The sequence below is a fragment of the Rhizobium sp. CG4 genome (genome assembly GCF_023701965.1).
In the GTDB taxonomy this organism is placed as follows: domain Bacteria; phylum Pseudomonadota; class Alphaproteobacteria; order Rhizobiales; family Rhizobiaceae; genus Agrobacterium.
In genome coordinates this window covers 39,149-64,469 of record NZ_JABAEG010000005.1, presented here as the reverse complement: position 1 = coordinate 64,469, position 25,321 = coordinate 39,149, and the positions used below count along the sequence as shown (strand labels likewise).

Genomic DNA, 25,321 nt, shown 5'->3' with positions numbered 1-25,321 from the left:
ACGTGAATCATTTGCCAATGCAGAATTCGGAGAAAATCACACCCAATAAATCTTCGACATCTACTCGTCCGGTTATTCTACCAAGAGAACTTGCAGCGAGACGGAGATATTCCGATCGTATGGCCAAATCCTGACCTTCGGATTGCAGCGCATCACTAACATAATTTCGTGTCTCTTCAAGACGTTTCTGATGTCTCTGTCGCGCGGGCGCCAACATCGATGCAGAACCAAGGCGGTTCTCTATATAGTCTCGAATAAATGATTTGAGTTTTTCCACACCATGTCCGCTTTCGACGGACAGTTCGAGTGCAAATTCAGATGGCAAAGGCGAGGGACAGCGCTTGTCGCTTTTGCTGCGCAAGAGGACGTGGTTACCAGTATTGATAGTAAGGCTAGTTTGTTTCGGAATCGAATCGGTATCAACAAGATGCAAAACCAAGTCGGCCGTTTCGGCTTTTGCAACCGCTCTTTTAACGCCTTCCTGCTCGACGGCATCAGCTGTCTCTCGTATGCCGGCGGTATCGGAGACGGTGATGAGATAACCACCAAGGTTAAGATCGACGTTCAAGACATCCCTGGTCGTGCCAGCAATATCGGTAACGATCGCCACGTCACGACCGCTGAGAGCGTTCAGCAGGCTGGACTTGCCGACGTTAGGTTCGCCAACCAGCGCAATCTTGAGGCCGTCTCGGATGATTTCTGCTGACGATGCGGCGGTAAGATGATTGTTAATTTCATCCAGCAGCGCCTTCATCTGTATCCAAACCTGATTGGCGACAGAGTCAGGTACATCTTCTTCATCGGCAAAATCGAGTTCGGCCTCGATAAACGCACGCGCTCGCGTCAACCTGTCGGCCCAGCCATCGTAAAGAGCAGAGAGTTTGCCAGAACTTTGCTCAACGGCAAGACGACGCTGCATCTCCGTTTCTGCATGTAATAGATCTGCGAGACCTTCAACCTCGACAAGATCCATCTTCCCATTCTCGAAAGCACGTTGGGAAAATTCTCCAGCTTCCGCCGGCCTTCCCCCTTCATGCCCCGCCAACTCCTCAAATACAGCGTTCACCACAGCCCGGCTGCCGTGGACTTGCAATTCCACGCAATCTTCACCGGTAAAGGAGTGTGGAGCTGGAAATGGAAGCACCAGCGCCTGATCAATCACTAGACCATTACGGTTACGAATCGTTCTTAAACTTGCTTTTCTGGAATCCGGCAAAGGACCTTTGATCAGACTTTGCAACATAGGAAATGCCTGTGGTCCGCTGAGTCTGATGACCGCGACACCAGCAGGCAGCGCGCCACTGGACAATGCGTAAATCGTGTCTGAGGTTTTTGTCATCGCTGTCACTTGGTCCCACCTAGGCCCGAACATACAATTATTATCTTCAATAAAAAATGGCCGTGCTGGCATTACACCACACGGCCACTTTATTATTGAATCCGGCTAACCGTCAGGTGTTCATCGAATCGAAGAAATCACCGTTGTTCTTGGTTTGCTTCAACTTGTCGATAAGGAATTCGATGGCGTCCATCGTTCCCATCGGAGCAAGGATACGGCGTAGAACAAAGATCTTCTGAAGATCTTGGCGTGGCACAAGCAGGTCTTCCTTACGTGTGCCGGACTTGAGAATATCCAGAGCAGGGAAGATACGCTTGTCAGCAACCTTGCGGTCAAGCACGATTTCCGAATTACCTGTACCCTTGAATTCTTCAAAGATAACTTCATCCATACGGCTGCCTGTATCGATCAGCGCCGTTGCGATGATTGTCAATGAGCCGCCTTCTTCGATGTTACGGGCAGCACCGAAGAAACGCTTAGGACGCTGCAGGGCGTTGGCATCGACACCACCGGTCAGAACCTTACCAGAAGAGGGAACAACGGTGTTGTAAGCACGACCGAGGCGGGTGATCGAATCGAGCAGGATAACAACGTCACGACCATGCTCGACAAGGCGCTTCGCCTTCTCAATGACCATTTCAGCGACCTGAACGTGGCGAACTGCTGGCTCGTCGAAGGTAGAGGAAACAACTTCACCCTTCACAGAACGCTGCATGTCCGTCACTTCTTCAGGACGCTCATCGATCAGCAGAACGATGAGATAGCATTCCGGATGGTTAGCAGTGATCGAATGTGCGATATTCTGCAGCAGAACCGTTTTACCGGTACGTGGCGGTGCAACGATCAGACCACGCTGGCCTTTGCCGAGTGGGGCAACCAGATCGATAACGCGAGACGACAAATCCTTCGAGGTTGGAACATCAAGTTCCATCTTGAAACGCTCGTTCGGATAGAGCGGTGTCAGGTTATCGAAGTGAACCTTGTGGCGAATCTTTTCAGGATCGTCGAAGTTGATCGAGTTGACCTTCAGAAGCGCAAAATACCGTTCGCCTTCCTTCGGCCCACGGATTGGTCCTTCAACCGTATCGCCAGTCTTCAGCGAGAAGCGGCGGATCTGCGAGGGAGATATGTAGATATCATCAGGACCAGGCAGATAGTTGGCATTGGCGGAACGCAGAAAGCCGAAACCGTCCTGCAGAACTTCCACCACACCTTCACCGATAATCTCGATATCCTGGCTGGCGAGAACCTTGAGGATAGCAAACATCAACTCCTGCTTACGCATGGTGCTGGCGTTTTCGACCTCGAGCGATTCCGCAAATGTCAGCAAATCGGTTGGAGATTTGCTTTTTAGTTCTTGAAGCTTCATTTCAGCCATGAAGAGAAGACCGTTTCAGATATTAAGAAATGATAGGGGAGGGGCGTGCGGAAAAATTCGGTACTGGGTGAATGACCCGCATACGACTGAACAAGACACATGCCGCGAAGATGAGTAGCGGGAAAATAGCGACTGAATTGGAAGCCTGCAAGAGAAAAGCAACAATTCCGCGAAATTTATAAAAATATGAACCGATCAAAACGGTTTCACAACCACAAGTATGACGATGATGATCATCAAGACGGTTGGAACCTCGTTTAACAACCGCCAGTGTCGGGCGCTGTGTTTGTTTTCATCACGCGCAAAAACCCGAACTGCACGGCTGAAATACACATGCGCACCGGTTAGAAACACCACTGCGAGAATTTTGGCATGGAGCCATCCACCCGAAAAGCCATAAACGCTCCAGGCGAGGTAGAGCCCCAACACCCATGAAATCATCATGGCAGGGTTCATGATCAGCTTGAGAAGACGCCGTTCCATCACCTTGAAGGTTTCGGATTGCACGGAACCGACCGGTGCATCAGTGTGGTAGATGAACAGCCGCGGCATATAAAGCAGCCCCGCCATCCATGAAATCACAGCGATGATATGCAGCGCCTTAACCCAGAGATAGGCCTGATCAGGACCTATCCAGTAGAGCAGGCCACCGAAGCAAACAAATGCGCTGAGCGCCACAGCTACGCGCAGCCGGGTTTTCCGTCCAGCAGATTCCGAAGTCTGCTGCTCACCACTCATCGTTTAAAACCACGCACGCGGTTCACCAGCTTCGTTACATTCTCTGGATCGGCCTGTGGCGTGATACCATGGCCAAGATTGAAAATCAGTGGACCGTTGCCCAGTGCCTGCAGAATGGCATCGATGCCCTCATCCAGTGCCTTGCCACCGGCGACCATACGCATAGGGTCCAGATTGCCCTGAACGGGGCCGTCCTTCTGCAACTCCTGTGCAAAGGAAAGCGGAACAGACCAATCGAGCCCAATTGCATCTGCGCCGGTCTTTTGACGGTAATCCTTCAACAGAAGTCCCGCACCTTTGGCAAAAGCGATGATCTTGGCACCGGGGCGACGGCTACGAACGGACGCAATGATGCGCTGAACCGGCTTCACCGCAAATTTTTCAAACTCACTCTCACCAAGCACACCAGCCCAGGAGTCGAAAATCTGAACGGCATCTGCGCCGGCGTCAATCTGCGCCACGAGATAATCAGCGGATATGTCAGCGAGAGTAGCCAGCAGTTCTTCCATCGCTTGAGGATGATTATAACCGAACAGACGCGCAGGTGCCTGATCGGGTGTTCCGTGGCCGGCAATCATATAGGTCGCAACTGTCCAGGGCGCCCCACAGAAGCCAATCAGCGTCGTTTCCTGAGGCAGTTCTGCGCGCAACCGTTTTACGGTTTCAAACACGGGACAGAGATGCGGAAGAACATCGACCTTGGAAAAGGATGCAATGTCTGAAACCTCAATCGGATCCATAGCCGGACCCTTGCCCTCACTGAAAGTAACATTGCGCTTCAAAGCATCTGGAATAACCAAGATGTCTGAGAACAGGATTGCAGCATCCAGACCAAAGCGGCGAATAGGCTGCAATGTCACTTCGGTGGCCAATTCCGGATTATAACAGAGGTCCAGGAAACTTCCGGCTTGCTGACGCGTTTGTCTGTATTCGGGAAGGTAACGACCAGCCTGTCTCATAAGCCAGATTGGTGGAGGAGTGAGTGTTTCTCCATCAAGCACTTTCAGCAGACGGCGTACAGCCATGAATTCACACCTTTCCAAAATATAAAAATAGAGATTCTTAGAATCTTCTTATTCTTAGAGTCAGTGAGTATCAGGAATTAAAAACACCTCAAGCCTCACCCACAAAAACATGACAGGCAGCAATTGAGGGGACACAGCTTCAGCCAAACAGCTTGGTACTGTGAATAATTCAAAAAATAGCGAAAAATCATTGACTTGAACGCTAAAAAATTGCTCTCAAATTGTGGATAACTGTTGCATGGATTTGGACTGCGGCATTTTTTCCCATCTATCCACAAGCTCCTCTCAACGAAGTCCGCTGAAGTGCTTTTTGTGGAAAACTCGACACTTTTCCCGTTCCCGGATCTGTCTCTCGCAAGTAGGATGAAGTCATCCCCACTTATCAACAGGCAGGCAAAAACAACGTGGAGAACCAGAAAAGTTTCTTTCATCTGCATCTGATTTCTGACTCAACAGGAGAGACTCTCAGATCTGCAGGCCGTGCTGCCTCCGCGCAGTTTCATGCCGCAACACCAATTGTGCATGTCTATCCAATGGTCAGAAACCAGAAGCAGCTTGGCCAGATCCTCGATGCAATCGATAACGAACCCGGCATTCTCCTTTACACAATGGTGGACGAGAACCTTTGCGAGTTCCTGTCGCAACGTTGCAAGGCTATGGATATCCCTTGCGTGAATGTGCTCGAACCGATCTTGACGACCTTTCAGACCTATCTCGGAAAAAAATCAAAACAGCAGGTCGGTGCACAATATGCTCTGAACGCCGACTATTTTGGCCGCATTGAAGCATTGACCTTTGCCATGGATCATGACGATGGCCAGATGTCGGAGAACTATGATGAGGCTGATGTGGTTATCGTCGGCATCAGCCGTACCTCCAAAACTCCCACCAGCATCTATCTCGCTAACAGAGGTATAAAGGCTGCCAATATACCTGTTGTTCCCGGTGTTCCCTTGCCCGAAAGTCTTTATGCAGCCACCAAACCTTTGATCGTCGGATTGATCGCCACATCAGATCGCATTTCCCAAATTCGGGAAAATCGTGAACTCGGTTCAACAAGCGGTTTTGACCCTGGTGGATACACTGACAGGGCGACAATTATGGAAGAGCTGAAATATGCGCGTTCGCTGTGTGCCCATAATAACTGGCCGGTGATAGATGTGACGCGCAGATCGATTGAAGAAACGGCCGCCGCGATCATTGCCCTGCGTCCACAGCTACGCTAAGCCGCGACACGCTGTTTAACCGCCGCTGATATAAAGTTTGGAGAGAGATATGAAACCGGCCTTGATTCTGGCGTCTTCCAGTTCATCCCGCCAGGCTTTGATGAGAAACGCCGGCCTGGAGTTTACTGCGCAAGCCGCTGATATCAACGAACGTCTGATTGAAGAGCCGCTGCAGGAGGCCGGTAGCACGCCGGATGAAACAGCGCTTGAACTTGCCAAGGCAAAAGCACTGGCCGTCTCCGCCCTTCATCATCAGGCCATTATTATTGGCTGCGACCAGACAATGTCGCTGGGTTCCAGAATCTACCACAAACCGAAAGATATGGCTGAGGCACATCAGCATCTGATGTCGCTCTCGGGGCAGACACATCGTTTGAACTCGGCCGCGGTCATGGTGCGTGACGGCGAGGTGCTCTGGCAGACGATAACCCATGCCAATATGACTGTTCGGAAATTGAGTGAAGCTTTCGTCGACGGACACCTGCGGAAGGTCGGCGAAAAAGCCTTGACCAGCGTCGGAGCCTATCAACTTGAAGGAGAGGGAATCCAGCTATTCACTTCAATTGAAGGCGATTATTTTACCGTGCTTGGCCTGCCGCTACTGCCGCTTTTGGAAGCGTTAAGAGAATTTGGGGTGATAAATGCGTGATTCACGTGAAACATTAACCATGAAGGCTTTTGTTGCCGGCTACCCAATCAAGCACTCTCGCTCGCCATTGATCCATGGATACTGGCTGAAACAATTCGGCATCGAAGGATCATATAATACCGTCGAAGTTCATCCGGATGCGTTCAATAACTTTCTTGCACAGATCAAGTCTGGCGAGGAGGGCGGCTTTGTCGGCGGCAATGTCACAATCCCGCATAAGGAAAGTGCATTTCAATATGCTGACAAGCCGGACGAATTGGCACAAGAGTTGGGCGCCGCCAATACGATCTGGCTGGAAGACGGAAAACTATGTGCCACCAATACTGACGGTCACGGTTTTATTGCCAATCTCGATGAACGTCATCCCGGCTGGGACAAGGCAGGCAAGGCTGTTGTTCTGGGAGCAGGTGGTGCAAGCCGCGCGATCATTCAGGCATTGCGCAATCGCGGCCTGAGCGAAATCCATGTTCTCAACAGAACGGTAGAACGCGCTCAGGAACTTTCAGATCGCTTTGGTGAGAAAGTGCATGCGCACTCCATGAGTGCTTTACAGGAAACCATGTCGGGTGCAGGGCTTTTTGTGAACACTACGTCGCTTGGAATGGATGGAAGTGAAATACCGGATTTCGACTTCTCACCGTTGGCAGCCGCCGCAGTTGTGACTGACATCGTGTATGTGCCCCTCAAAACACCGATCCTTAAAATTGCGGAGCAACAGGGTTTTGCAATTGTTGACGGTCTTGGCATGTTACTGCATCAGGCAGCACCAGGTTTTGAGAAATGGTTTGGGGTTCGCCCCAAGGTCGATGAAACTCTTCGGTCGCTGATCATCGCCGACATGGAGAAACATGCATGATTGTGATCGGGCTGACCGGGTCGATAGGCATGGGCAAGTCGACGACAGCTGCCATGTTTGCCGATGCCGGAATCCCGGTCAATGACTCTGATCGGAATGTGCACAGTCTCTATTCAGGCAAAGCAGTTTCTACAATTGAAGACGCTTTTCCTGGCGTCACGTCCAATGGAACAGTCGACCGTCGAAAACTGTCGCAAGAACTCAAGAAGAATCCGGCTAATTTTAAAGTGCTGGAAGGCATTGTTCATCCGCTTGTGCGCGAAATGGAAAAGGACTTTCTGGCAACCCAGAAAGCCTTGGGGCAAGACATCGTCATTATCGATATACCTTTGCTGTTTGAAACAGGAGCTGACAAAAGGGTCGACAAGATAGTTGTCGTCACTTGTGATCCTGAAATTCAGAAAGAACGGGTTTTGAAACGCCCTGACATGACGGCAGAAAAATTTGCAATGATCCTGTCACGGCAGACACCGGATGCGGTAAAACGGGCGAGGGCGGATTTTATAATTGATACCGGAAACGGTATGGAGGCGGCCAGACAACAGGTTGATGAGATCATTCACAATCTGCGTGGGCAGATGAATAAGGATAATGCAGATGCGTGAGATTATTTTCGATACGGAAACGACCGGACTTGAATCAAAGAATGATCGCATCATCGAAATTGGCGGCATTGAGCTTATCAATCATTTTCCTACGGGTCGTACGATCCATTTGTATATCAATCCGCAGGGACGCAAAGTTCACCCAGATGCTTTGGCGGTGCATGGCATTACCGACGAATCTTTGGTCGATAAGCCAAAATTTCCTGAAGTCGTTGACCAGATCCGGGAGTTCTTCGAAGGCGCGAAGTGGGTCGCTCACAACGCGACCTTCGATATGGGCTTCATCAATGCGGAATTTGCGCGTCTGGGTATAGAGCCCGTGGCACCTGATATGGTGCTGGATACCCTGGCGATGGCTCGCCGCAAACATCCGATGGGGCCAAACTCTCTCGACGCTCTTTGCCGTCGTTATGGCATCGACAACTCCCGCCGCGAAAAACACGGCGCGCTTCTCGACTCCGAACTTTTGGCTGAAGTCTATATCGAGATGATTGGCGGACGCCAGACAGCGCTTGGTTTCGGATCGGCGCAGAAGGTGGCAGAACAGATAGATGTCGGCGATGACAGCGATGTTGACGCACCATTGTCGCGACCACACGCATTGCCATCACGATTGTCCCAACTTGAAGCTGAATCGCATGCGAAGCTGGTTGCCTCAATGGGCGAAAAAGCGATTTGGGGACGTTACAACTAAATCAGCTGTCGGTGGTCTCCGAGACGAGACCGCAGATAAAAGAGAAAGATTTTTCTTTGAACAAACAAAAAGCCCGCTGCGGGGTATTCGCTGCGGGCTTTTTAGTTTCATACAAGCGAACCAACTATCAGTTGGTAACCTGAACCTTGGAGCGGGCCTGCTCTTCAGCAACGCGCTGGGCAAACATCTGCGCAAAGTCGATCGGGTCGATCATCAGTGGCGGGAAGCCACCATTGCGCGTCACGTCAGCAATGATCTGGCGTGCAAACGGGAACAGAAGGCGTGGGCACTCGATGAAGAGAACCGGCAGCATATGTTCCTGTGGGAAACCAGTAATGCGGAAAACGCCGCCATAAACCAGTTCCGCAGCAAACAGAACCTTGTCGCCATCCTTGGCTTCGGCGTTCAGCGTCAGAACAACGTCGAAGTCAGAACCGGTGATCGGGTTCGCATTGACGTTGACATTGATGTTGATCGAGGGAGCACCCTCACGCGCCTGCAAGGAACGGGGAGCGCCGGGATTTTCGAACGACAGATCCTTGATGTACTGGGTCAGAATATTCAGGGAGGGGCTGGCTCCGCCCTGCGCGCCATTTTCGGTGGTCATGCTTTTTCCTCGCGGATTGAATGTGTTTGGCCATCTATCATTTCAAAACAGGGCTTACAAGCCTTCAGCCACGGGGACCGTTGTTTCCGGGTCCGTCAAGATGGTCGATATCAGGTCCTTTTCGCCAAGGACTTTTTTCATTCGGGTCTTGCCGGTGAAAGTCAGTGTCATCGAGATCAACGACATCAGGGCGCGAAGAGTGGCTTCGGGCACCACCACTCCACTGGCGACTTTGGCTGAAATTGCTGGCCACAACAATATTGGCTGCGAATTTCGACCAGATCGCTTTGCGTACAAAAGGCAGTAACAGCAGTAGACCGATCACATCGGTAATGAAGCCGGGTAGGAACAGGAGGACACCGGCGAGGCCAAGCATAACGCCCTGGACGATCTCTTCGGCAGGCGCTACGCCACTTTGACGGCTGGCCGAAAGTTTGCGGAACATGCCAAGTCCTATCGCTCGCAAAATTATCAGACCTGCGAAAGCGCTGAGAATGACAAGTGCCAGCGTTGCCCAAACACCTATTGCCTTGCCCACAACAATGAAGCCAGCAATTTCCAAGATCGGCATTAGTATGACGAAGAAGGATAGGAGTGGAAAACGCATTATTCTCGCCTTGCGTGTGAGTTATCTCGTTGCCAACGGTATGACGCCCATACCGCCGATTGCATCTGTCTATTTGAATGAGTGACAGTTCAGACTATATGATGTTTCATGATGTGGATTTAAATGGTGGTTTTGGCTAAACATGGGTTCAAGCGATTTCATAACATTATTCTTTCTTGTTGCGGCTGTACTGATTTTTCTTCAGTTGCGCAGCGTCCTTGGTCGCCGCACAGGAAATGAAAAACCGCCCTTTGATCCCTATAGCGCAAAGGACGCTGCAAGGGGTCCCGGTGGTGATGACGGCAAGGTTGTTACCCTGCCCAAACGCGATGGAAGGGATGAGGATGAGCGTTTTGCTGAAATCGATTCTTTTGCAAAACCAGGCACAGAACTGAACGAATCACTTCGTGAACTCCTCAAGAGTGATCCGTCTTTCCGGCCCAAGGAATTCCTCAACGGTGCCCGTATGGCATACGAAATGATCGTCATGGCCTTTGCTGATGGCGATCGCAAGACCCTCAAAAACCTGTTGTCACGAGAAGTTTATGATGGCTTCAATTCAGCCATTACGGAACGTGAGGCACAGGGCGAAGTCGTGAAGTCCACTTTTGTCGGTATCGAAAAGGCGGATATTCTTCAGGCCAGCATTCGTGATGAAGAAGAACAGATCACAGTGCGCATAGCCAGCCAGCTGATTTCGGCCACCTATAGCAAGGATGGGGAACTGGTAGACGGCGATGCCGAGGGTGTTTCCGAGGTCAATGATATCTGGACCTTTGCCCGCGATGTGCGGTCAAAAGATCCAAACTGGAAACTGGTTGCTACAGAATCCGAACAATGAGTGCCGAAGGCCAGAATTTCTCGTTACGAGAACTGAAATTTTTGGATCTACCGGGCTGGCGTGGAGATGACCCACGCCCGCTGTTGGATGCTATGCAGGCCTGTCTTCGGCATCTGCGCTCCATAAAACCCTATCGTACCGGTTCCCTTGGACTGTCGAGTGATGATTTGCTGCCGCTTCTTGAAGCGGCAGAAACATTTCAGCCATCCTGTGCAGCGGATGCCCGGGAGTTTTTTGAACGACACTGTTCGCCATTTGCCATTCTTCCTCAGGAAACAGCGCAAGGTTTCGTAACCGGTTTTTATGAACCGGAAGTCGAAGTATCTGCCGTTCCTGACGATGTCTGGAAATATCCCTTCTACAATCGCCCCACTGATTTGATTGATCTGGATGCGCAAAATCGCCCAGCTCATATCGATGCATCCTACGCATTTGGACTTTCTAGCGACAACGGTGTCGATGTCTATCCGGACCGCAAAGTGATTGATCAGGGTTACCTACAGGGTAGGAATCTGGAAATTGCCTGGGCCAAATCGAAGGTTGATGTGTTCTTCGCCCATGTTCAGGGTGCCGCAAGGCTGAAATTTCCCGATGGAAGCGTGACCCGCATCACCTATGCGGCAAAAGCTGGTCATCCGTTTTCAGGCATCGGTCGGTTGTTGATCGATCGTGGCTGCATCGATCCGGCCACTGTCTCCATGCAGTCCATTCGTAGATGGCTCGGCGAAAATCCTGCCTTGGTGGACGAAGTGCTGTGGCACAATCCTTCTTATATTTTTTTCAAGGTCGCGGATGTTTCGGATGAAACTCTGGGGCCGGTGGCGGCTGCAAAGGTTCCACTGATCGCCGGCCGCTCGCTGGCTGTCGATCGCTCCATTCACACATTTGGCTACCCATTTTTTATTCACGCTGCGGAGCTGACACATCTCGACGAGGGAAAACCTTTCGCCAGATTGATGCTGGCGCTTGATACCGGTTCGGCGATTATCGGTCCGGCACGCGGTGATATTTTCACGGGCTCCGGTTATCTGGGTGGAGAGCAGGCAGGCACGATCCGCAACAACGCTGATTTTTACATTCTGCTACCCAACCATGCCGCCCAAAGGTACCGGCCATGAAGGGTGGTCGAAAGCTGAATCGGGACGAACGCATTTTGTGGGGCAAGGTCGCCAGAACGACACGGCCTGTGTCCGGTCGTCTTGAAGACCTGGAGTTTGAAGATGTAACGGAAGCAGCGCCCGTTGCCGCAGAACCGGAGAAGCCCAAAGCGCAATTCCCGAAAATGATTGTTGAGGAAGTGCCGCTTGATCCCGGTATTAAGGCTAAGGCTGGTCGCATTCACCATCCGCTTGAGAAACCGGTCAAACGAAAACTGACCCGCGGCCATCTGCCACTTGAAGGCCGTATTGATTTGCACGGCATGGTCCAGAGCGAAGCGCATTCCATTCTGCTGGACTTTTTGATCCGTGCCCATGAACGGGGTATGCGGCATGTATTGGTCATCACCGGCAAAGGCAGGTCGCTCGGCAGCGATGGTGCCCTGAAACGAGCAGTGCCAATGTGGTTTTCCAAGCCGGAGTTTAGTTACCTGATATCGTCTTATGAAGATGCTTCGCGTAATCACGGTGGTGATGGCGCGCTATATGTCAGGCTGTCGCGGGCGAGGGGAGATCGATCATGACACCCTTTGCAGAAGCTGTGCGTCTGTTGAGAGAACGTAAGGGTGTGACGCAAAAGCAGATGGCCTATGCCATCGGTGTATCGCCCGCCTACCTCTCAGCGCTGGAGCATGGAAAGCGTGGCAAACCCAGCTTCGATTTTCTCCAGCGGGTTGCCGGTTATTTCAACATTATCTGGGACGAGGCCGAGGAGCTATTTTCTCTGGCCGGTGTATCAGATCCAAGGGTGGTTATCGACACGTCCGGTATGGCGCCGGAATACACCGCCTTTGCCAACGCGCTTGCGAAGGATATTCGCCATTTGCCATCATCCGTGCTAAATGAACTGTCAGATGTTCTGCAACGCAGCCGGACGACCGGATAAATGCCTATATCCCCCGAATTATGGGGGTTAGAACAGTTCCCGGACTTTGGATGTTGCCCTAAAATTTCTATAGTCGCGGGTCAGGAATCTGGTGATTCGCAGAGACCCCTTCTGCCACCGACAAATTTGGAAAGACAATTCATGACCGAAACACCGTCTGGCGAAGTTGGCGCAACCCCTGAATATGGCGCCGATTCGATCAAGGTTCTCAAGGGTCTCGATGCGGTACGCAAGCGCCCTGGCATGTATATTGGCGATACGGATGATGGCTCCGGCCTGCACCACATGGTGTACGAAGTTGTCGATAACGCAATCGACGAAGCGCTGGCCGGCCACGCCGATATTGTAACTGTTACGCTCAATGCTGATGGCTCGGTCACTGTGACCGACAACGGCCGTGGTATTCCAACAGACATCCACACCGGTGAGGGTGTTTCTGCCGCTGAAGTTATCATGACCCAGCTGCACGCAGGTGGTAAGTTTGACCAGAACTCCTACAAGGTATCTGGTGGTCTGCACGGCGTGGGTGTGTCGGTGGTGAACGCGCTGTCCGTTTGGCTTAAGCTGCGTATCCGCCGCAATGGTAAGCTGCATGAAATCGCTTTCACCCACGGCGTGGCTGATGCGCCGCTGAAAGTAATTGGTGATTATGAAGGTCGTTCCGGCACGGAAGTGACCTTCCAGCCAAGCACGGAAACCTTCACTCATATCGAATTTGATTACGGCACGCTGGAACACCGTCTGCGGGAGCTCGCATTCCTTAACTCGGGTGTGCGCATTCTGTTAACTGACAAGCGTCGCCCGGAAATCAAGCAGGAAGAGATGCTTTATGAGGGCGGTCTGGAAGCCTATGTGCGCTACCTTGACCGTTCCAAGAAATCTCTGGTCGACAAGCCGATCTTTATCAAAAGCGAAAAAGACGGGATCACCGTTGAAGTGTCCATGTGGTGGAACGACAGCTACCATGAAAATGTTCTTTGCTTCACAAACAACATTCCACAGCGCGATGGCGGCACGCATATGGCCGGTTTCCGTGGTGCGCTGACACGTCAGATCACCTCCTATGCGGATACGTCAGGTATCACCAAGAAGGAAAAGGTCAGCCTGACCGGTGACGATTGCCGTGAAGGCCTGACTGCAGTTCTGTCTGTTAAGGTTCCTGATCCAAAGTTCTCGTCGCAGACCAAGGATAAGCTGGTTTCGTCGGAAGTGCGGCCAGTTGTTGAAGGTTTGGTCAACGAAGCCCTTTCGACCTGGTTGGAAGAACATCCGACAGAAGCCAAGGTTCTGGTTGGCAAAGTGGTTGAAGCTGCGGTTGCCCGTGAAGCTGCGCGCAAGGCTCGCGAACTGACCCGTCGTAAGGGCGCACTGGATATCGCGTCTCTACCTGGCAAGCTTGCTGACTGCTCTGAACGTGATCCTGCCAAGTCTGAACTTTTCCTCGTCGAGGGTGACTCGGCTGGTGGTTCTGCCAAGCAGGGTCGTTCACGTGAATCACAGGCCATTTTGCCGCTGCGCGGTAAAATCCTCAACGTAGAGCGCGCCCGCTTCGACAAGATGTTGTCCAGCCAGGAAATCGGTACGTTGATTACCGCGCTTGGTACGTCGATCGGTAAGGACGAGTTTAATCCGGATAAACTGCGCTACCACAAGATCATCATCATGACCGATGCTGACGTGGACGGGGCACATATTCGTACACTGCTGCTGACATTCTTCTTCCGTCAGATGCCGGAACTGATTGAACGCGGTCATCTCTATATCGCGCAGCCGCCGCTTTATAAGGTGACGCGTGGCAAGTCCGTTCAGTACCTGAAGGACGAAAAGGCGCTGGAAGATTATCTGGTGACCATGGGTCTCGAAGACGCGACATTGACATTGGGTTCAGGCGAAGTACGCGCCGGCCAGGATTTGCGTGAGATAATTGTTGACACGTCCAAACTGCGTTCGCTGATTGATGGTCTCCATTCGCGTTACAATCGCGGTGTTGTCGAGCAGGCGGCAATTGCTGGCCTACTTAATGTCGAGCTTGCTGCTGACAAGAGCCGTGGCGAAGAAATCGCCGCCGAAGTGGCACGGCGCCTGGATATGATTGCTGAAGAAACCGAACGCGGCTGGAGTGGCCACGTGACGGACGAGGGCGGTTTCCGTTTCGAACGTATGGTGCGTGGCGTCAAGGAAGTGGCGTGGCTCGATATGAACCTGATCGGTTCGGCTGATGCCCGTTACATTGACCAGTTGTCCGTTCGCTTGGCAGACATCTACCGTGTTCCGCCGGTCCTGACCCGCAAGGAAGGCAACATCACCCTTTCCGGCCCGCGTGAATTGCTGGATGCGATCTTTGCATCGGGCCGCAAGGGTCTGTCCATGCAGCGTTATAAAGGTCTTGGCGAAATGAATGCCGAGCAGCTTTGGGAAACCACGCTGGATCCAAACGTTCGCTCGCTGCTGCAGGTCAAGGTCAATGATGCGACCGACGCGGATGGCTTGTTCTCGCGCCTGATGGGCGATGAAGTCGAGCCGCGCCGTGACTTTATCCAGGAAAACGCCTTGAGCGTTGCCAATCTGGATATCTGATCAGGTACCGCCCCAGACGGTGAATGGTTGAGGATTCACGTGAAACTTTTAATCCCCGGGCTAAACCTCGGGGATTTTATTTTGTGCTATGGCATCAATTAAGATGTCTTTGCGGCAAGACAGCCCGTTGGTGCCAGACTGCCGAAAGCGGAAACTGCCCTTAATCAATCTTGCCGGCAAATTTGCCTTCAAAGGCAACGTCTGCCAGTGGCAGTCTGCCGCTTGGCACTTCACGTTCTCTCAGATCATCGGGCAGGGTGTCCTTGTCGGCTATCTTGCCGATCGCAACCGCTGCCTCAACCTGATACCCGTCGGGAATATCCAAAGCCTCAAGTGCCTTGTCACGGTAAATGCCACCCATGCCATGGGCATGGTAACCGAGCAACTGCGACTGCATGGCCATTGAAAACCAAGCAGCACCAGCATCGAAGGAATGGGTCGCCGATGGCTTTTTCTCGCCTTCGCGTGAAACATTGTAGGTGCGAGATACCACAAACAGCAGCACAGACGCTTTGTCGACCCAACGTTTGTTACCGTCCATCAGCAAGTCGAAAAGTGTCTGCCATTGTTCGCTGCCATTATGGGCGTAGATAAAACGCCATGGCTGGAAATTTGAAGCAGATGGTGCCCAGTGGGCGGCATCCAGAATGGTCAGAAGATCATCCGCCGGCATTGCCTCACCGGTGAAGGCTCGCGGTGACCAGCGCTCGAGAAACAATGGATCAATGGGATATTCGGATTGGCGGGAATTGGCTTTGGTCATCTTTGCGCCTTTCATTGGTAAAAAGATGTCAGCATTCCGCATGCTATTTTTCAGGTCCATATGCGGTCAAGGGGTGACAAGGATAAATAGATCGTTCATATATGATCTATCTTGTCTGACAACCGGGAGGATCCCTATGAAATTGATGCGCGTTGGCCCAGCGGGTCAGGAAAAACCAGCCATTCTTGACAACGACGGTAAGGTCCGTGATCTTTCCGCTCATGTAAAGGATATTGGCGGCGAGGCGATTTCGCCTGAAGGCCTCAAAAAGATTGCTGCACTGGACCTGTCCAGCCTGCCAGTTCTCGATGACAGCCGTATTGGCGCCTGCGTTGCCGGCACCGGCAAATTCATCTGCATCGGCCTGAACTTCTCGGACCACGCTGCTGAAACCGGCGCAGCCGTTCCTTCCGAACCAGTTATCTTCATGAAGGCAACATCCGCTATCGTTGGTCCTAACGACAATGTCGTTATTCCACGTGGCTCTGAAAAGACCGACTGGGAAGTTGAACTGGGTGTGGTTATCGGCAAGACAGCGAAATACGTTTCCGAAGCCGACGCACTGGACTACGTTGCAGGTTACTGCGTCAGCCACGACGTATCCGAGCGTGCGTTCCAGACCGAGCGTCAGGGACAGTGGACTAAGGGCAAGTCCTGCGACACCTTCGGCCCGATCGGCCCATGGCTGGTAACAAAGGAAGAAATTACCGATCCGCAGAACCTTGGAATGTGGTTGAAGGTAAACGGCGAAACTGTACAGAACGGCTCCAGCAAGACCATGGTTTATGGCGTTGCCAATGTTGTTTCCTACCTCAGCCAGTTCATGTCTTTGCACCCGGGCGATGTTATCTCCACCGGCACACCTCCAGGCGTTGGCCTCGGCATGAAGCCACCACGCTTCCTCAAGGCAGGTGACGTCGTTGAGCTCGGCATCGAAGGCCTTGGCACGCAGAAGCAGACTTTCGTCGCTGACGTCTAAGATCTGAATTGACGGTGCGTTCTGCGATGTTTTTATCGCAAGACATGCTGGAAGTTACACAAAAGCCCGAAGGTATCTTCGGGCTTTTGTTTGTTTCACAGTCCGCGACATACCCGCAGGATTGGCAGGACGCAGTTTTCCTTGGCGTGAATGGCCTCGAATCGGTTATGAAACAGCATGTTTTCCTTACTGAGAAAATCTCGAACACCAGCAAAACCCAAAGCCCCGCTTCAGCGTATGCATGAAGTGGCCGGCAGAAGCTTGCCGTTGGTTATCAAGGAAAACCTGCGCGCCACCCGTATTACCCTGCGTATCGAACCAGGCGGAAAGGGTCTGAAACTCACCATTCCCTATGGTCTACACCATCGCGAGGTCGATGATTTTCTTGATCGGCATCACGGCTGGTTGAAAAACAGGCTCGAAAAACTTGGCCCGGAGCAACATCTGCGCCATGGCGGTACCATCAGCATTCGCGGTATTTCCCACCGTATCGAACATACCGGAACGTTGCGCGGGGTGACGCAGGTTCTGCGTACTCCGGAAGGGGAGGCGATCTTGCGGGTCAGCGGCCTGCCGGAACATACCGGTCGACGCATTTCAACCTACCTTAAAAAGGAAGCCCGTGCTGATCTAGAGCGGCTGGTGGCCATGCATGCAAAAACCGTGGGCCGGCCGGTGCGCTCCCTCACCATGAAAGATACGCGCAGCCGTTGGGGATCGTGCTCCTACGAAGGCAATCTCAGTTTTTCATGGCGTATCGTTATGGCCCCGGACAGTGTCATTGATTATCTGGCCGCTCATGAGGTGGCGCATTTGCGTGAAATGAACCACGGACCAAAATTCTGGGCACTGTGCAAAGCACTGTGCCCACATATGGAAGAATCCAAGGCTTGGCTGAAGCGGCATGGTTCACAGCTGCATGCATTGGATTTCAGCTAGACGTCATTGGCATAAAATGACGGCCACTCTGTTATGTTTTCCATCATTTGGCCCATTTTGTCGCGCGTATAACAGGTAACACTACAACTTGGATTCACGTGAAACATATTCTCTCATCGGGAGGTCGCGTTTTGGCTCGACTCTTGGATAAAATCATGTCACGTCGCGGCTATGAAACCTGATATCAAGATCTGCGGATTGAAGACCTCGGAAGCGGTGGAAAAAGCCGTTGCCCGTGGTGCAAGCCATATTGGCTTCATTTTCTTTGAAAAAAGCCCCCGCAATATTGAACCTGATATTGCTGGAAAACTGGCGGATGCGGTGCGGGGACGGGCAAAAATCGTTGCTGTCACCGTCAATGCCGACAATGATGATCTGGACGAGATCATTGCGCTTCTCAAACCGGATATTCTGCAGCTTCATGGCACGGAAACCCCTGAACGGGTTTTGAACGTCAAGGCGATCTACGGATTGCCAGTCATGAAGGCACTTTCCATCCGTGAAGCTGATGATCTTATCAGGGTCGAACCCTATATAGGAATAGCAGATCGCTTCCTGTTCGATGCCAAGCCTCCAAACGGTTCGGATCTGCCGGGTGGCAATGGTGTAAGCTTTGACTGGTCGTTGTTGGCTGGCCTTGACGCAGATATCGATTACATGCTTTCCGGTGGATTGAACAAAGATAATGTCGCAGAGGCGCTGTCACGCACCGGGGCGAGGGGAATAGATTTATCGTCGGGCGTGGAAAGTGCGCCTGGCGTAAAGGATCTCGGACTGATTGATGCGCTTTTTGATGCCATCGAGACAGCCGGAAACAAACCGCAGGGAGTTTGAAAGTGAACGAGACGCCAAAACCGAATTCGTTTCGTGCCGGTCCCGACCAGGATGGGCGCTTCGGCATTTACGGGGGGCGCTTTGTTGCCGAAACCCTGATGCCTCTGATCCTCGATCTTCAGGCGGAATGGGACAAGGCCAAGAATGATCCTGAATTCCAGGCGGAATTGAAGCATCTCGGCGCCCACTATACCGGCCGTCCAAGCCCGCTCTATTTCGCGGAACGCCTGACCGAGGAACTCGGCGGTGCCAAGATCTATTTCAAACGCGAAGAGCTGAACCACACCGGTTCGCACAAGATCAACAATTGCCTTGGCCAGATCTTGCTTGCCAAACGCATGGGCAAGACTCGTATCATCGCTGAAACCGGTGCCGGCCAGCACGGCGTGGCTTCTGCCACCGTGGCCGCACGGTTTGGTCTGCCTTGTGTTGTCTACATGGGTGCAACGGATGTCGAGCGTCAGGCTCCAAACGTGTTCCGCATGAAACTCCTCGGTGCTGAAGTTAAGCCGGTCACGGCTGGCCACGGCACGTTGAAGGACGCCATGAATGAGGCGCTGCGCGACTGGGTTACCAATGTCGACGACACCTACTATTTGATCGGTACCGCTGCCGGACCTCATCCGTATCCGGAGATGGTGCGCGATTTTCAGGCTGTGATTGGTGAAGAAGCCAAACAGCAGATGATGGAGGCCGAAGGCCGTCTGCCGGATATGGTTATTGCAGCTGTTGGCGGCGGTTCCAACGCTATCGGTATTTTCCATCCGTTCCTGGATGATGAAAGTGTGAAGATTGTCGGTGTCGAGGCTGGCGGCAAGGGTCTGTCAGGTGATGAGCACTGCGCATCCATCACGGCCGGTTCTCCAGGTGTTTTGCATGGCAACCGTACCTATCTGCTTCAGGATGAGGATGGCCAGATCAAGGAAGGTCACTCCGTGTCTGCCGGTCTAGACTATCCGGGGATCGGGCCTGAGCATTCCTGGCTGAATGATATTGGTCGCGTTGAATACGTTCCGATCATGGACCATGAAGCTCTGGAAGCATTCCAGACACTGACACGTCTTGAAGGCATCATTCCCGCACTGGAGCCAAGCCATGCTTTGGCCGAAGTTATCAAGCGCGCGCCGACAATGGGCAAGGACGAAATCATTCTCATGAATCTGTCCGGTCGCGGCGACAAGGATATCTTCACTGTGGCGAAACTTCTGGGAATGGGTGCGTAATCATGACTGCTCGTATGGAAAAACGTTTCGCGGATCTGCGTGCAGAAAATCGCCCGGCGCTCATTACATATTTCATGGGTGGCGATCCTGATTTCGAAACATCGCTTGGCATCATGAAGGCGCTGCCGGAAGCCGGTTCAGATGTGATCGAACTCGGCATGCCGTTTTCTGATCCGATGGCCGACGGCCCGGCCATTCAGTTGGCTGGCCAGCGCGCGCTAAAGAACGGCCAGTCGCTGAAAACCACGATTGATCTGGCCCGTGAATTCCGCAAGGTTGATAACGATACGCCAATTGTCCTGATGGGCTACTATAACCCCATCTACATCTATGGGGTCGAAAAGTTCATCGACGATGCATTGGCCTCCGGTATAGACGGCCTGATCATCGTTGATCTGCCGCCGGAAATGGATGACGAACTCTGCATTCCAGCATTGCAGAAAGGTCTCAATTTCATTCGTCTCGCAACACCGACCACGGATGAGAAGCGTCTGCCTGCGGTTCTCAACAACACGTCCGGTTTTGTTTACTACGTTTCGATGAACGGTATCACCGGTTCGGCGCTGCCGGATCCGTCGTTGATCTCCGGGGCCGTCGGGCGTATCAAGGCGCACACGAACCTACCGGTTTGTGTCGGTTTCGGCGTCAAGACAGCCGAACATGCCAAGGCCATAGGCGCAGTTGCCGATGGTGTGGTGGTCGGTACTGCGATTGTCGCGCAGATTGCCGGAAGTCTGACAAAGGACGGTAAGGCGTCAGCGGACACTGTTCATGCCGTCACGACACTGGTAAAGGGACTTTCCACGGGCGTCAGAGCATCACGCCTTGCTGCTGCCGAGTAGTATTCGGTACGGACAGCAGAAAAAGTCAGGAGTTTTCAAGTGAACTGGATCACCAATTACGTTCGGCCGCGCATCAATTCCATGCTGGGCCGCCGCGATGTGCCGGAGAACCTCTGGATCAAGTGCCCGGAAACGGGCGAGATGGTTTTCCATAAGGATCTGGAAGACAACAAGTGGGTTATTCCTGCTTCCGGCTATCATATGAAGATGCCGGGCAAGGCCCGACTTGCTGATCTGTTTGATGACGGCGTTTACGAAGCACTGCAGCAGCCAAAGGTCGCGCAGGATCCGCTGAAGTTCCGCGATTCAAAGAAATACACCGATCGCCTGCGTGACAGCCGCATCAAGACCGACCAGGAAGATACCATTCTGGCCGGCGTTGGTTTGCTGAAGGGCCTAAAGATTGTGGCCGTCGTGCATGAATTCCAGTTCATGGGCGGTTCGCTGGGTATTGCGGCCGGTGAGGCCATCGTAAAGGCATTTGAGCGCGCTATTTCCGAACGGTGCCCGCTCGTGATGTTCCCGGCTTCCGGTGGCGCACGTATGCAGGAGGGCATTCTGTCTCTCATGCAGCTGCCGCGCACCACTGTTGCCGTCAACATGCTCAAAGAAGCAGGCATGCCGTATATTGTCGTGCTCACTAACCCGACCACGGGCGGTGTGACCGCGTCTTATGCAATGCTGGGCGATGTTCACATTGCCGAGCCAGGTGCCGAAATCTGCTTTGCTGGCAAGCGCGTTATCGAGCAGACAATTCGCGAAAAGCTGCCGGAAGGCTTCCAGACGGCGGAATACCTGCTGGATCACGGCATGGTCGACATGGTGGTGGATCGCCATGAGATTCCCGATACGCTGGCAAACCTTCTCAAGATCATGACGAAATCGAACATCGCGGCGCCTGAAAAAAAGCAGGTTACCGTGGTTGATGCCGTTTCCGCCTGATTGCGCTTTTTCAAGATCCATGCGCAGCCTGCATTTTCGTCAGGCTGCGCATTTGTATTTTCCGGATGTGTGCGGAACAGGCTTTGTCCTCTAGACACACGCTTTAGACGCCTGAGGGGCGAATGACCGACATGACGCACTTGCCCATGAGTGAAGCCGAACTGGAAATTGAAAAGCTGATGCAGCTTCATCCGAAGGGCTTTGACCTTTCGCTGGAGCGTATTACCGCTCTTCTTGAGAAGCTGGGCAATCCACATCGCCGCCTGCCGCCTGTCATTCATGTGGCCGGCACCAATGGCAAAGGCTCTGTCACGGCGTTCAGCCGCGCGCTTCTCGAAGCAGCCGGTCTTTCTGTTCATGTTCATACCTCGCCGCATCTGGTGCGCTGGCACGAACGATACCGCCTCGGCGTCCCCGGAGGCCGTGGTCGTTTCGTGGAAGATGCCGTATTTGCCGACGCATTGCGCCGCGTGGCTGATGCCAATGGCGGACAAAAAATCACAGTTTTTGAAATTCTGACGGCGGTGACGTTCTTGTTGTTTTCGGAACATCCGGCAGATGTTGCGATTATCGAAGTGGGACTTGGCGGCAGGTTTGATGCCACCAATGTCATCAACAGCCCGGCTGTCTCCGTCATCATGCCGATTTCGCTGGATCACCAGCCTTATCTCGGTGACAGAGTGGAACTGATTGCGGCCGAAAAGGCCGGTATCATGAAAAAGGGCTTTCCTGTCGTCATCGGCCATCAGCAATTTGATGCGGCTCTTGAGGTTCTGGTCGGTACGGCCGAGCGGCTGTCCTGTCCCACCACTGTCTTCGGACAGGATTACGGTGCCCATGAGGAATTTGGCCGCATGATCTACCAGGACGAATTTGGGCTGTCCGATCTTCCGATGCCGCGGCTTCCGGGCCGCCACCAGCTTGCCAATGCCGCTGCTGCCATTCGCGCCGTTAAGGCTGCAGGCTTCGAAGTCAGTGAGCGCATGATGGAAAAAGCCATGCAGTCGGTCGAATGGCCGGGTCGTTTGCAGAGACTGATGGATGGCAAACTGTTCCAACTGGCGCCAAAGGGTGCTGAATTGTGGGTCGATGGCGGGCATAATCCCGGTGCCGGTGAAGTGATTGCCGAAGCGATGGCTGGTTTCGAGGAAAAGCAGCCGCGCCCGCTGTTCATCATCGCCGGTATGATCAATACCAAGGATCCGGTTGGCTACTTCAAGGCATTTGCCGATATCGCCGAATATGTCTTTACCGTGCCGATTGGCGGAACCGATGCTGCAATTGATCCTGTCGTTCTGGCACATGCCGCCTTTGACGCCGGATTGACGGCAGAGCCATCCTCGTCAATCGAGGAAGCGCTGCAGGAGATTCACGGAAGGTTGATGCTCGACGCACCGGCTCCACGTATTCTGATTGGTGGATCGCTCTACCTGGCTGGCAACGCGCTTTCTGCCAACGGCACACTGCCAGACTGACATCGTTCAAGCAGGCTTTGCAGTCAAACTAGCATTCAGAAGCTGCCGGAATGACTTGCATTGCATATGCGACGGGGCAGGGCACTCGGCGACGTGGTGCAACGTGTCACGCAACGTCGTCAGTTCGCGGATCTGTGCATCGATCTGATCCGCCTTTTGATTGAAAACATCGCGCGATATCTGAGGCAGTCCATTCTGGCCAAACATTCCGGCAATGTCCTGCAGTGAAAATCCTGCTGACTTGGCCATCGCAATCAATTTGAGTTGCAGCAGGACCTCGGGCGGAAACTGTCGACGCAAACCTTTGCGTGACACCGAGGTGATCAACCCGGCTTCTTCGTAATATCGAAGTGCCGACGGTCTGAACCCGCTACGCGCCGAAACTTCGCCAATATCCAGAAACTTCATACTTGACCTCAAGTTGGCTTGAAGTGGCAGCATGCTCCTCGTTCGTTATTCAAACAAGAGGCAAAGACATGCAGCAAACGAAAGTAAGTGAACAACAGCGAATGACGAAGGGGGTCGTTTTTACCCTCTCATTATCGATGTTGCTGGCATCGCTCGGCACCAGCATTGTCAACATTGCCTTGCCAGCACTGGCTGAGGCGTTTTCGGCACCGTTTGCAGAAGTGCAAGCGGTCGTGGTCATCTATCTTGCTGCCATGACAGTATCCGTCGTCATCGCTGGCAGGCTCGGTGACCGGTTCGGTTTAAAGCCCATGTTACAAACTGGCCTTGGCTTATTTTGCCTTGCCTCATTTGCCAGTGCATTTGCGCAAAATCTCTGGTGGCTGATTGCTGCACGAGCACTTCAAGGTATCGGCGCAGCTTTTCTAATGACGCTCTCCATGGCCCTGATGCGCCAAATGGCAGGCCAATCGCGGATTGGACGGGCCATGGGACTGCTCGGAACCGTTTCCGCTGTTGGTACCGCTCTTGGCCCCTCGCTTGGTGGCCTGTTAATCCCGGTGGCGGGATGGCAGGGTATCTTCTGGCTGCAGATCCCTGTCACCGCAATCGCCTTGCTGCTGGCAGTTGTAATCCTGCCTGATGACGTCGCGAGAAAACAAACAGTAGCTGCTAGCATGCGATCGGTGTTCAACGCTGCCTTGGTCGCCAGTCTTGTCATCAATCTTCTGGTCGCCGCAGTGATGATGACGACATTGGTTGTCGGCCCATTTTATCTCGGCCTCAGGCTGGAGTTGCAGATTAATCAGATCGGCTTTGTCATGGCGATTGGGCCGCTCCTGTCGATCATCAGCGGTGTGCCATCGGGTCGACTTGTTGATGTCTGGGGAAGCAGGAGAGTGTTGTCCCTCGGGCTGATCTTGTTGGCTGCCGGCGCTTTTCTTCTGGCTTTTGTGCCTAACACCATTGGGCTGGCTGGATATATTTCATCCATCATTCTGCTGACGCCGGGATATCAATTGTTCCAGGCGGCCAATAACACCGCAGCTTTGGCAGATGTGCCGAGAGAACAGCGCGCTACAGCATCCGGGGTCCTGACCATGTCACGCAATATCGGTTTGATTACCGGTGCATCGATTATGGGAGTTGTTTTCAGCGCCGGTGTCGGCACCAAAAATTTAGCAGATGCCACAAGTGAGGCCATAGGGCAGGGCATGCAGCTGGTTTTTCTATTCTCCGGCACCATGATGATTGCTGCAATCGCTGTTAATATAGCGGCAGGCAGGCGTAGACGGGAAAGTCTGACTCGCGAGCAGCCATAAAAAAAGCCCGGCATCGCCGGGCTTTTAATCTGTATTCTGATTGGAAAATCAGGCTGCGCCAGCAATCCAGGCAGAGAGCGCGCTCTTGGGGGCAGCGCCTACCTTGATGTCGGCCACTTCGCCACCCTTGAAAACGGCGAGTGTCGGGATGGAGCGCACGCCGAACTGAGCAGCAAGCTCAGGATTTTCATCGATGTTCAGCTTGGCAACCTTGACCTTGCCAGCCAGTTCATTGGAAATCTCTTCAAGGCTTGGTGCAATCATCTTGCACGGGCCGCACCATTCCGCCCAAAAATCAACAACGACAGGTTCGGAGGATTCGAGAACTTCCGACTGGAAGTTGGCGGTATCGACTTTAACGGTAGCCATCGCGGCTCTCCTTTCAGTGAAGCTTGTTGGCAAGCATGTG

27 protein-coding genes are annotated in these 25,321 nt (G+C 52.8%); 18 read left to right on the top strand and 9 right to left on the bottom strand.

Features of this window, described 5'->3' with window-relative positions; all coding sequences use genetic code 11:
- Window positions 1-7: 7 nt before the first annotated feature.
- From mnmE to hemE, 4 genes are all read right to left on the bottom strand, one after another.
- A complete protein-coding gene (gene mnmE, locus HGO37_RS15705; RefSeq protein ID WP_250984347.1) occupies window positions 8-1,339 on the bottom strand; it encodes a tRNA uridine-5-carboxymethylaminomethyl(34) synthesis GTPase MnmE in 1,332 nt (443 codons plus the stop codon).
- 112 nt (window positions 1,340-1,451) lie between these two features.
- Window positions 1,452-2,717: a transcription termination factor Rho gene (gene rho / locus HGO37_RS15700; protein ID WP_192490589.1), complete on the bottom strand. Its 1,266-nt coding sequence runs from the start codon at window positions 2,715-2,717 to the stop codon at window positions 1,452-1,454.
- Window positions 2,718-2,912: 195 nt separating this feature from the next.
- The gene (hemJ, locus tag HGO37_RS15695; RefSeq protein ID WP_250984142.1) at window positions 2,913-3,455 is read right to left on the bottom strand and encodes a protoporphyrinogen oxidase HemJ; all 543 of its coding nucleotides are present in this window, start codon (window positions 3,453-3,455) and stop codon (window positions 2,913-2,915) included.
- Complete coding sequence (hemE, locus tag HGO37_RS15690; RefSeq protein ID WP_250984141.1) at window positions 3,452-4,480, bottom strand: uroporphyrinogen decarboxylase; 1,029 nt, start codon at window positions 4,478-4,480, stop codon at window positions 3,452-3,454. The genes hemJ and hemE overlap by 4 nt, the downstream gene beginning before the upstream one ends.
- Before the next feature lie 404 nt (window positions 4,481-4,884).
- Here hemE and HGO37_RS15685 point away from each other — a divergent pair, with 404 nt between their 5' ends.
- Genes HGO37_RS15685 through dnaQ form a run of 5 tightly spaced genes read left to right on the top strand, consistent with a single transcriptional unit; the run spans window position 4,885 to window position 8,510 of the window.
- Window positions 4,885-5,706, top strand: coding sequence for a pyruvate, water dikinase regulatory protein (locus HGO37_RS15685; protein ID WP_250984140.1), 822 nt, complete (start codon window positions 4,885-4,887; stop codon window positions 5,704-5,706).
- Window positions 5,707-5,755: 49 nt separating this feature from the next.
- Window positions 5,756-6,355 (top strand): Maf-like protein, encoded by a 600-nt coding sequence (locus HGO37_RS15680; RefSeq protein ID WP_250984139.1) that lies wholly within the window; start codon window positions 5,756-5,758, stop codon window positions 6,353-6,355.
- Window positions 6,348-7,211 (top strand): shikimate dehydrogenase, encoded by an 864-nt coding sequence (locus HGO37_RS15675; protein WP_250984138.1) that lies wholly within the window; start codon window positions 6,348-6,350, stop codon window positions 7,209-7,211. Before HGO37_RS15680 ends, HGO37_RS15675 begins: the two co-directional genes overlap by 8 nt.
- Window positions 7,208-7,816 (top strand): dephospho-CoA kinase, encoded by a 609-nt coding sequence (gene coaE / locus HGO37_RS15670; protein ID WP_250984137.1) that lies wholly within the window; start codon window positions 7,208-7,210, stop codon window positions 7,814-7,816. The genes HGO37_RS15675 and coaE overlap by 4 nt, the downstream gene beginning before the upstream one ends.
- Complete coding sequence (dnaQ, locus tag HGO37_RS15665) at window positions 7,809-8,510, top strand: DNA polymerase III subunit epsilon (protein ID WP_250984136.1); 702 nt, start codon at window positions 7,809-7,811, stop codon at window positions 8,508-8,510. Before coaE ends, dnaQ begins: the two co-directional genes overlap by 8 nt.
- Before the next feature lie 127 nt (window positions 8,511-8,637).
- Here dnaQ and secB read toward each other — a convergent pair whose 3' ends face one another.
- The gene (secB, locus tag HGO37_RS15660) at window positions 8,638-9,117 is read right to left on the bottom strand and encodes a protein-export chaperone SecB (RefSeq protein ID WP_192490597.1); all 480 of its coding nucleotides are present in this window, start codon (window positions 9,115-9,117) and stop codon (window positions 8,638-8,640) included.
- A 64-nt stretch (window positions 9,118-9,181) separates the two neighbouring features.
- Window positions 9,182-9,724, bottom strand: coding sequence for an FxsA family protein (locus HGO37_RS15655; protein ID WP_250984135.1), 543 nt, complete (start codon window positions 9,722-9,724; stop codon window positions 9,182-9,184).
- Window positions 9,725-9,866: 142 nt separating this feature from the next.
- On the opposite strand from HGO37_RS15655, the gene HGO37_RS15650 reads away from it, so the two are divergent.
- The 5 genes from HGO37_RS15650 to gyrB all read left to right on the top strand — a co-directional run bounded on the left by HGO37_RS15650 (window position 9,867) and on the right by gyrB (window position 15,185).
- A complete protein-coding gene (locus tag HGO37_RS15650; protein WP_250984134.1) occupies window positions 9,867-10,565 on the top strand; it encodes a Tim44/TimA family putative adaptor protein in 699 nt (232 codons plus the stop codon).
- On the top strand, window positions 10,562-11,683 hold the full coding sequence (gene mltA, locus HGO37_RS15645; protein WP_250984133.1) for a murein transglycosylase A: 1,122 nt from the start codon (window positions 10,562-10,564) through the stop codon (window positions 11,681-11,683). Before HGO37_RS15650 ends, mltA begins: the two co-directional genes overlap by 4 nt.
- Window positions 11,680-12,246 (top strand): Smr/MutS family protein, encoded by a 567-nt coding sequence (locus HGO37_RS15640; RefSeq protein ID WP_250984132.1) that lies wholly within the window; start codon window positions 11,680-11,682, stop codon window positions 12,244-12,246. The genes mltA and HGO37_RS15640 overlap by 4 nt, the downstream gene beginning before the upstream one ends.
- Window positions 12,243-12,608 carry a helix-turn-helix domain-containing protein gene (locus HGO37_RS15635; RefSeq protein WP_250984131.1) on the top strand — a complete coding sequence of 122 codons (366 nt, stop codon included), beginning with the start codon at window positions 12,243-12,245 and terminating at the stop codon, window positions 12,606-12,608. Before HGO37_RS15640 ends, HGO37_RS15635 begins: the two co-directional genes overlap by 4 nt.
- A gap of 141 nt (window positions 12,609-12,749) precedes the next feature.
- Window positions 12,750-15,185, top strand: coding sequence for a DNA topoisomerase (ATP-hydrolyzing) subunit B (gyrB, locus tag HGO37_RS15630; RefSeq protein ID WP_192490603.1), 2,436 nt, complete (start codon window positions 12,750-12,752; stop codon window positions 15,183-15,185).
- Between the two features lie 160 nt (window positions 15,186-15,345).
- Here the strand turns inward: gyrB and HGO37_RS15625 are convergent, their stop codons facing one another.
- Entirely contained in the window at window positions 15,346-15,948 is a 603-nt protein-coding gene (locus HGO37_RS15625; RefSeq protein WP_250984130.1) for a nitroreductase family protein, read from the bottom strand.
- 136 nt (window positions 15,949-16,084) lie between these two features.
- On the opposite strand from HGO37_RS15625, the gene HGO37_RS15620 reads away from it, so the two are divergent.
- The 7 genes from HGO37_RS15620 (at window position 16,085) to HGO37_RS15590 (ending at window position 23,182) form a co-directional block, all read left to right on the top strand.
- On the top strand, window positions 16,085-16,927 hold the full coding sequence (locus HGO37_RS15620; RefSeq protein WP_250984129.1) for a fumarylacetoacetate hydrolase family protein: 843 nt from the start codon (window positions 16,085-16,087) through the stop codon (window positions 16,925-16,927).
- Between the two features lie 177 nt (window positions 16,928-17,104).
- Window positions 17,105-17,866, top strand: a complete 762-nt coding sequence (locus HGO37_RS15615; protein WP_250984128.1) for a M48 family metallopeptidase — start codon at window positions 17,105-17,107, stop codon at window positions 17,864-17,866.
- A 171-nt stretch (window positions 17,867-18,037) separates the two neighbouring features.
- Window positions 18,038-18,700 (top strand): phosphoribosylanthranilate isomerase, encoded by a 663-nt coding sequence (locus HGO37_RS15610; RefSeq protein WP_250984127.1) that lies wholly within the window; start codon window positions 18,038-18,040, stop codon window positions 18,698-18,700.
- 2 nt (window positions 18,701-18,702) lie between these two features.
- Window positions 18,703-19,923, top strand: coding sequence for a tryptophan synthase subunit beta (gene trpB / locus HGO37_RS15605; RefSeq protein ID WP_250984126.1), 1,221 nt, complete (start codon window positions 18,703-18,705; stop codon window positions 19,921-19,923).
- A 2-nt stretch (window positions 19,924-19,925) separates the two neighbouring features.
- The gene (trpA, locus tag HGO37_RS15600) at window positions 19,926-20,765 is read left to right on the top strand and encodes a tryptophan synthase subunit alpha (protein ID WP_192490609.1); all 840 of its coding nucleotides are present in this window, start codon (window positions 19,926-19,928) and stop codon (window positions 20,763-20,765) included.
- Between the two features lie 39 nt (window positions 20,766-20,804).
- Complete coding sequence (accD, locus tag HGO37_RS15595) at window positions 20,805-21,707, top strand: acetyl-CoA carboxylase, carboxyltransferase subunit beta (protein WP_192490610.1); 903 nt, start codon at window positions 20,805-20,807, stop codon at window positions 21,705-21,707.
- Between the two features lie 122 nt (window positions 21,708-21,829).
- Window positions 21,830-23,182 (top strand): bifunctional folylpolyglutamate synthase/dihydrofolate synthase, encoded by a 1,353-nt coding sequence (locus tag HGO37_RS15590; protein ID WP_409515579.1) that lies wholly within the window; start codon window positions 21,830-21,832, stop codon window positions 23,180-23,182.
- A gap of 6 nt (window positions 23,183-23,188) precedes the next feature.
- Here the strand turns inward: HGO37_RS15590 and HGO37_RS15585 are convergent, their stop codons facing one another.
- Window positions 23,189-23,590 carry a helix-turn-helix domain-containing protein gene (locus tag HGO37_RS15585; RefSeq protein ID WP_250984125.1) on the bottom strand — a complete coding sequence of 134 codons (402 nt, stop codon included), beginning with the start codon at window positions 23,588-23,590 and terminating at the stop codon, window positions 23,189-23,191.
- A gap of 68 nt (window positions 23,591-23,658) precedes the next feature.
- Here HGO37_RS15585 and HGO37_RS15580 point away from each other — a divergent pair, with 68 nt between their 5' ends.
- A complete protein-coding gene (locus HGO37_RS15580) occupies window positions 23,659-24,912 on the top strand; it encodes an MFS transporter (RefSeq protein WP_250984124.1) in 1,254 nt (417 codons plus the stop codon).
- 48 nt (window positions 24,913-24,960) lie between these two features.
- Here HGO37_RS15580 and trxA read toward each other — a convergent pair whose 3' ends face one another.
- On the bottom strand, window positions 24,961-25,281 hold the full coding sequence (trxA, locus tag HGO37_RS15575) for a thioredoxin (RefSeq protein ID WP_192490614.1): 321 nt from the start codon (window positions 25,279-25,281) through the stop codon (window positions 24,961-24,963).
- Window positions 25,282-25,321: the final 40 nt, after the last annotated feature.

Excerpts from the sequence above, each read along its gene's own strand:
- HGO37_RS15675 (WP_250984138.1), top strand. The coding sequence starts at position 6,348 with ATGCGTGATTCACGTGAAACATTAACCATGAAGGCTTTTGTTGCCGGC.
- HGO37_RS15610 (WP_250984127.1), top strand. The coding sequence starts at position 18,038 with ATGAAACCTGATATCAAGATCTGCGGATTGAAGACCTCGGAAGCGGTG.
- mnmE (WP_250984347.1), bottom strand. The coding sequence starts at position 1,339 with ATGACAAAAACCTCAGACACGATTTACGCATTGTCCAGTGGCGCGCTG.
- HGO37_RS15580 (WP_250984124.1), top strand. The coding sequence starts at position 23,659 with ATGCAGCAAACGAAAGTAAGTGAACAACAGCGAATGACGAAGGGGGTC.
- HGO37_RS15650 (WP_250984134.1), top strand. The coding sequence starts at position 9,867 with ATGGGTTCAAGCGATTTCATAACATTATTCTTTCTTGTTGCGGCTGTA.
- secB (WP_192490597.1), bottom strand. The coding sequence starts at position 9,117 with ATGACCACCGAAAATGGCGCGCAGGGCGGAGCCAGCCCCTCCCTGAAT.
- HGO37_RS15680 (WP_250984139.1), top strand. The coding sequence starts at position 5,756 with ATGAAACCGGCCTTGATTCTGGCGTCTTCCAGTTCATCCCGCCAGGCT.
- HGO37_RS15635 (WP_250984131.1), top strand. The coding sequence starts at position 12,243 with ATGACACCCTTTGCAGAAGCTGTGCGTCTGTTGAGAGAACGTAAGGGT.
- HGO37_RS15585 (WP_250984125.1), bottom strand. The coding sequence starts at position 23,590 with ATGAAGTTTCTGGATATTGGCGAAGTTTCGGCGCGTAGCGGGTTCAGA.
- HGO37_RS15615 (WP_250984128.1), top strand. The coding sequence starts at position 17,105 with ATGTTTTCCTTACTGAGAAAATCTCGAACACCAGCAAAACCCAAAGCC.
- dnaQ (WP_250984136.1), top strand. The coding sequence starts at position 7,809 with ATGCGTGAGATTATTTTCGATACGGAAACGACCGGACTTGAATCAAAG.
- HGO37_RS15590 (WP_409515579.1), top strand. The coding sequence starts at position 21,830 with ATGACCGACATGACGCACTTGCCCATGAGTGAAGCCGAACTGGAAATT.
- coaE (WP_250984137.1), top strand. The coding sequence starts at position 7,208 with ATGATTGTGATCGGGCTGACCGGGTCGATAGGCATGGGCAAGTCGACG.
- hemE (WP_250984141.1), bottom strand. The coding sequence starts at position 4,480 with ATGGCTGTACGCCGTCTGCTGAAAGTGCTTGATGGAGAAACACTCACT.
- mltA (WP_250984133.1), top strand. The coding sequence starts at position 10,562 with ATGAGTGCCGAAGGCCAGAATTTCTCGTTACGAGAACTGAAATTTTTG.
- HGO37_RS15620 (WP_250984129.1), top strand. The coding sequence starts at position 16,085 with ATGAAATTGATGCGCGTTGGCCCAGCGGGTCAGGAAAAACCAGCCATT.
- HGO37_RS15625 (WP_250984130.1), bottom strand. The coding sequence starts at position 15,948 with ATGACCAAAGCCAATTCCCGCCAATCCGAATATCCCATTGATCCATTG.
- trxA (WP_192490614.1), bottom strand. The coding sequence starts at position 25,281 with ATGGCTACCGTTAAAGTCGATACCGCCAACTTCCAGTCGGAAGTTCTC.
- HGO37_RS15640 (WP_250984132.1), top strand. The coding sequence starts at position 11,680 with ATGAAGGGTGGTCGAAAGCTGAATCGGGACGAACGCATTTTGTGGGGC.
- rho (WP_192490589.1), bottom strand. The coding sequence starts at position 2,717 with ATGGCTGAAATGAAGCTTCAAGAACTAAAAAGCAAATCTCCAACCGAT.
- hemJ (WP_250984142.1), bottom strand. The coding sequence starts at position 3,455 with ATGAGTGGTGAGCAGCAGACTTCGGAATCTGCTGGACGGAAAACCCGG.
- trpA (WP_192490609.1), top strand. The coding sequence starts at position 19,926 with ATGACTGCTCGTATGGAAAAACGTTTCGCGGATCTGCGTGCAGAAAAT.
- HGO37_RS15655 (WP_250984135.1), bottom strand. The coding sequence starts at position 9,724 with ATGCGTTTTCCACTCCTATCCTTCTTCGTCATACTAATGCCGATCTTG.
- gyrB (WP_192490603.1), top strand. The coding sequence starts at position 12,750 with ATGACCGAAACACCGTCTGGCGAAGTTGGCGCAACCCCTGAATATGGC.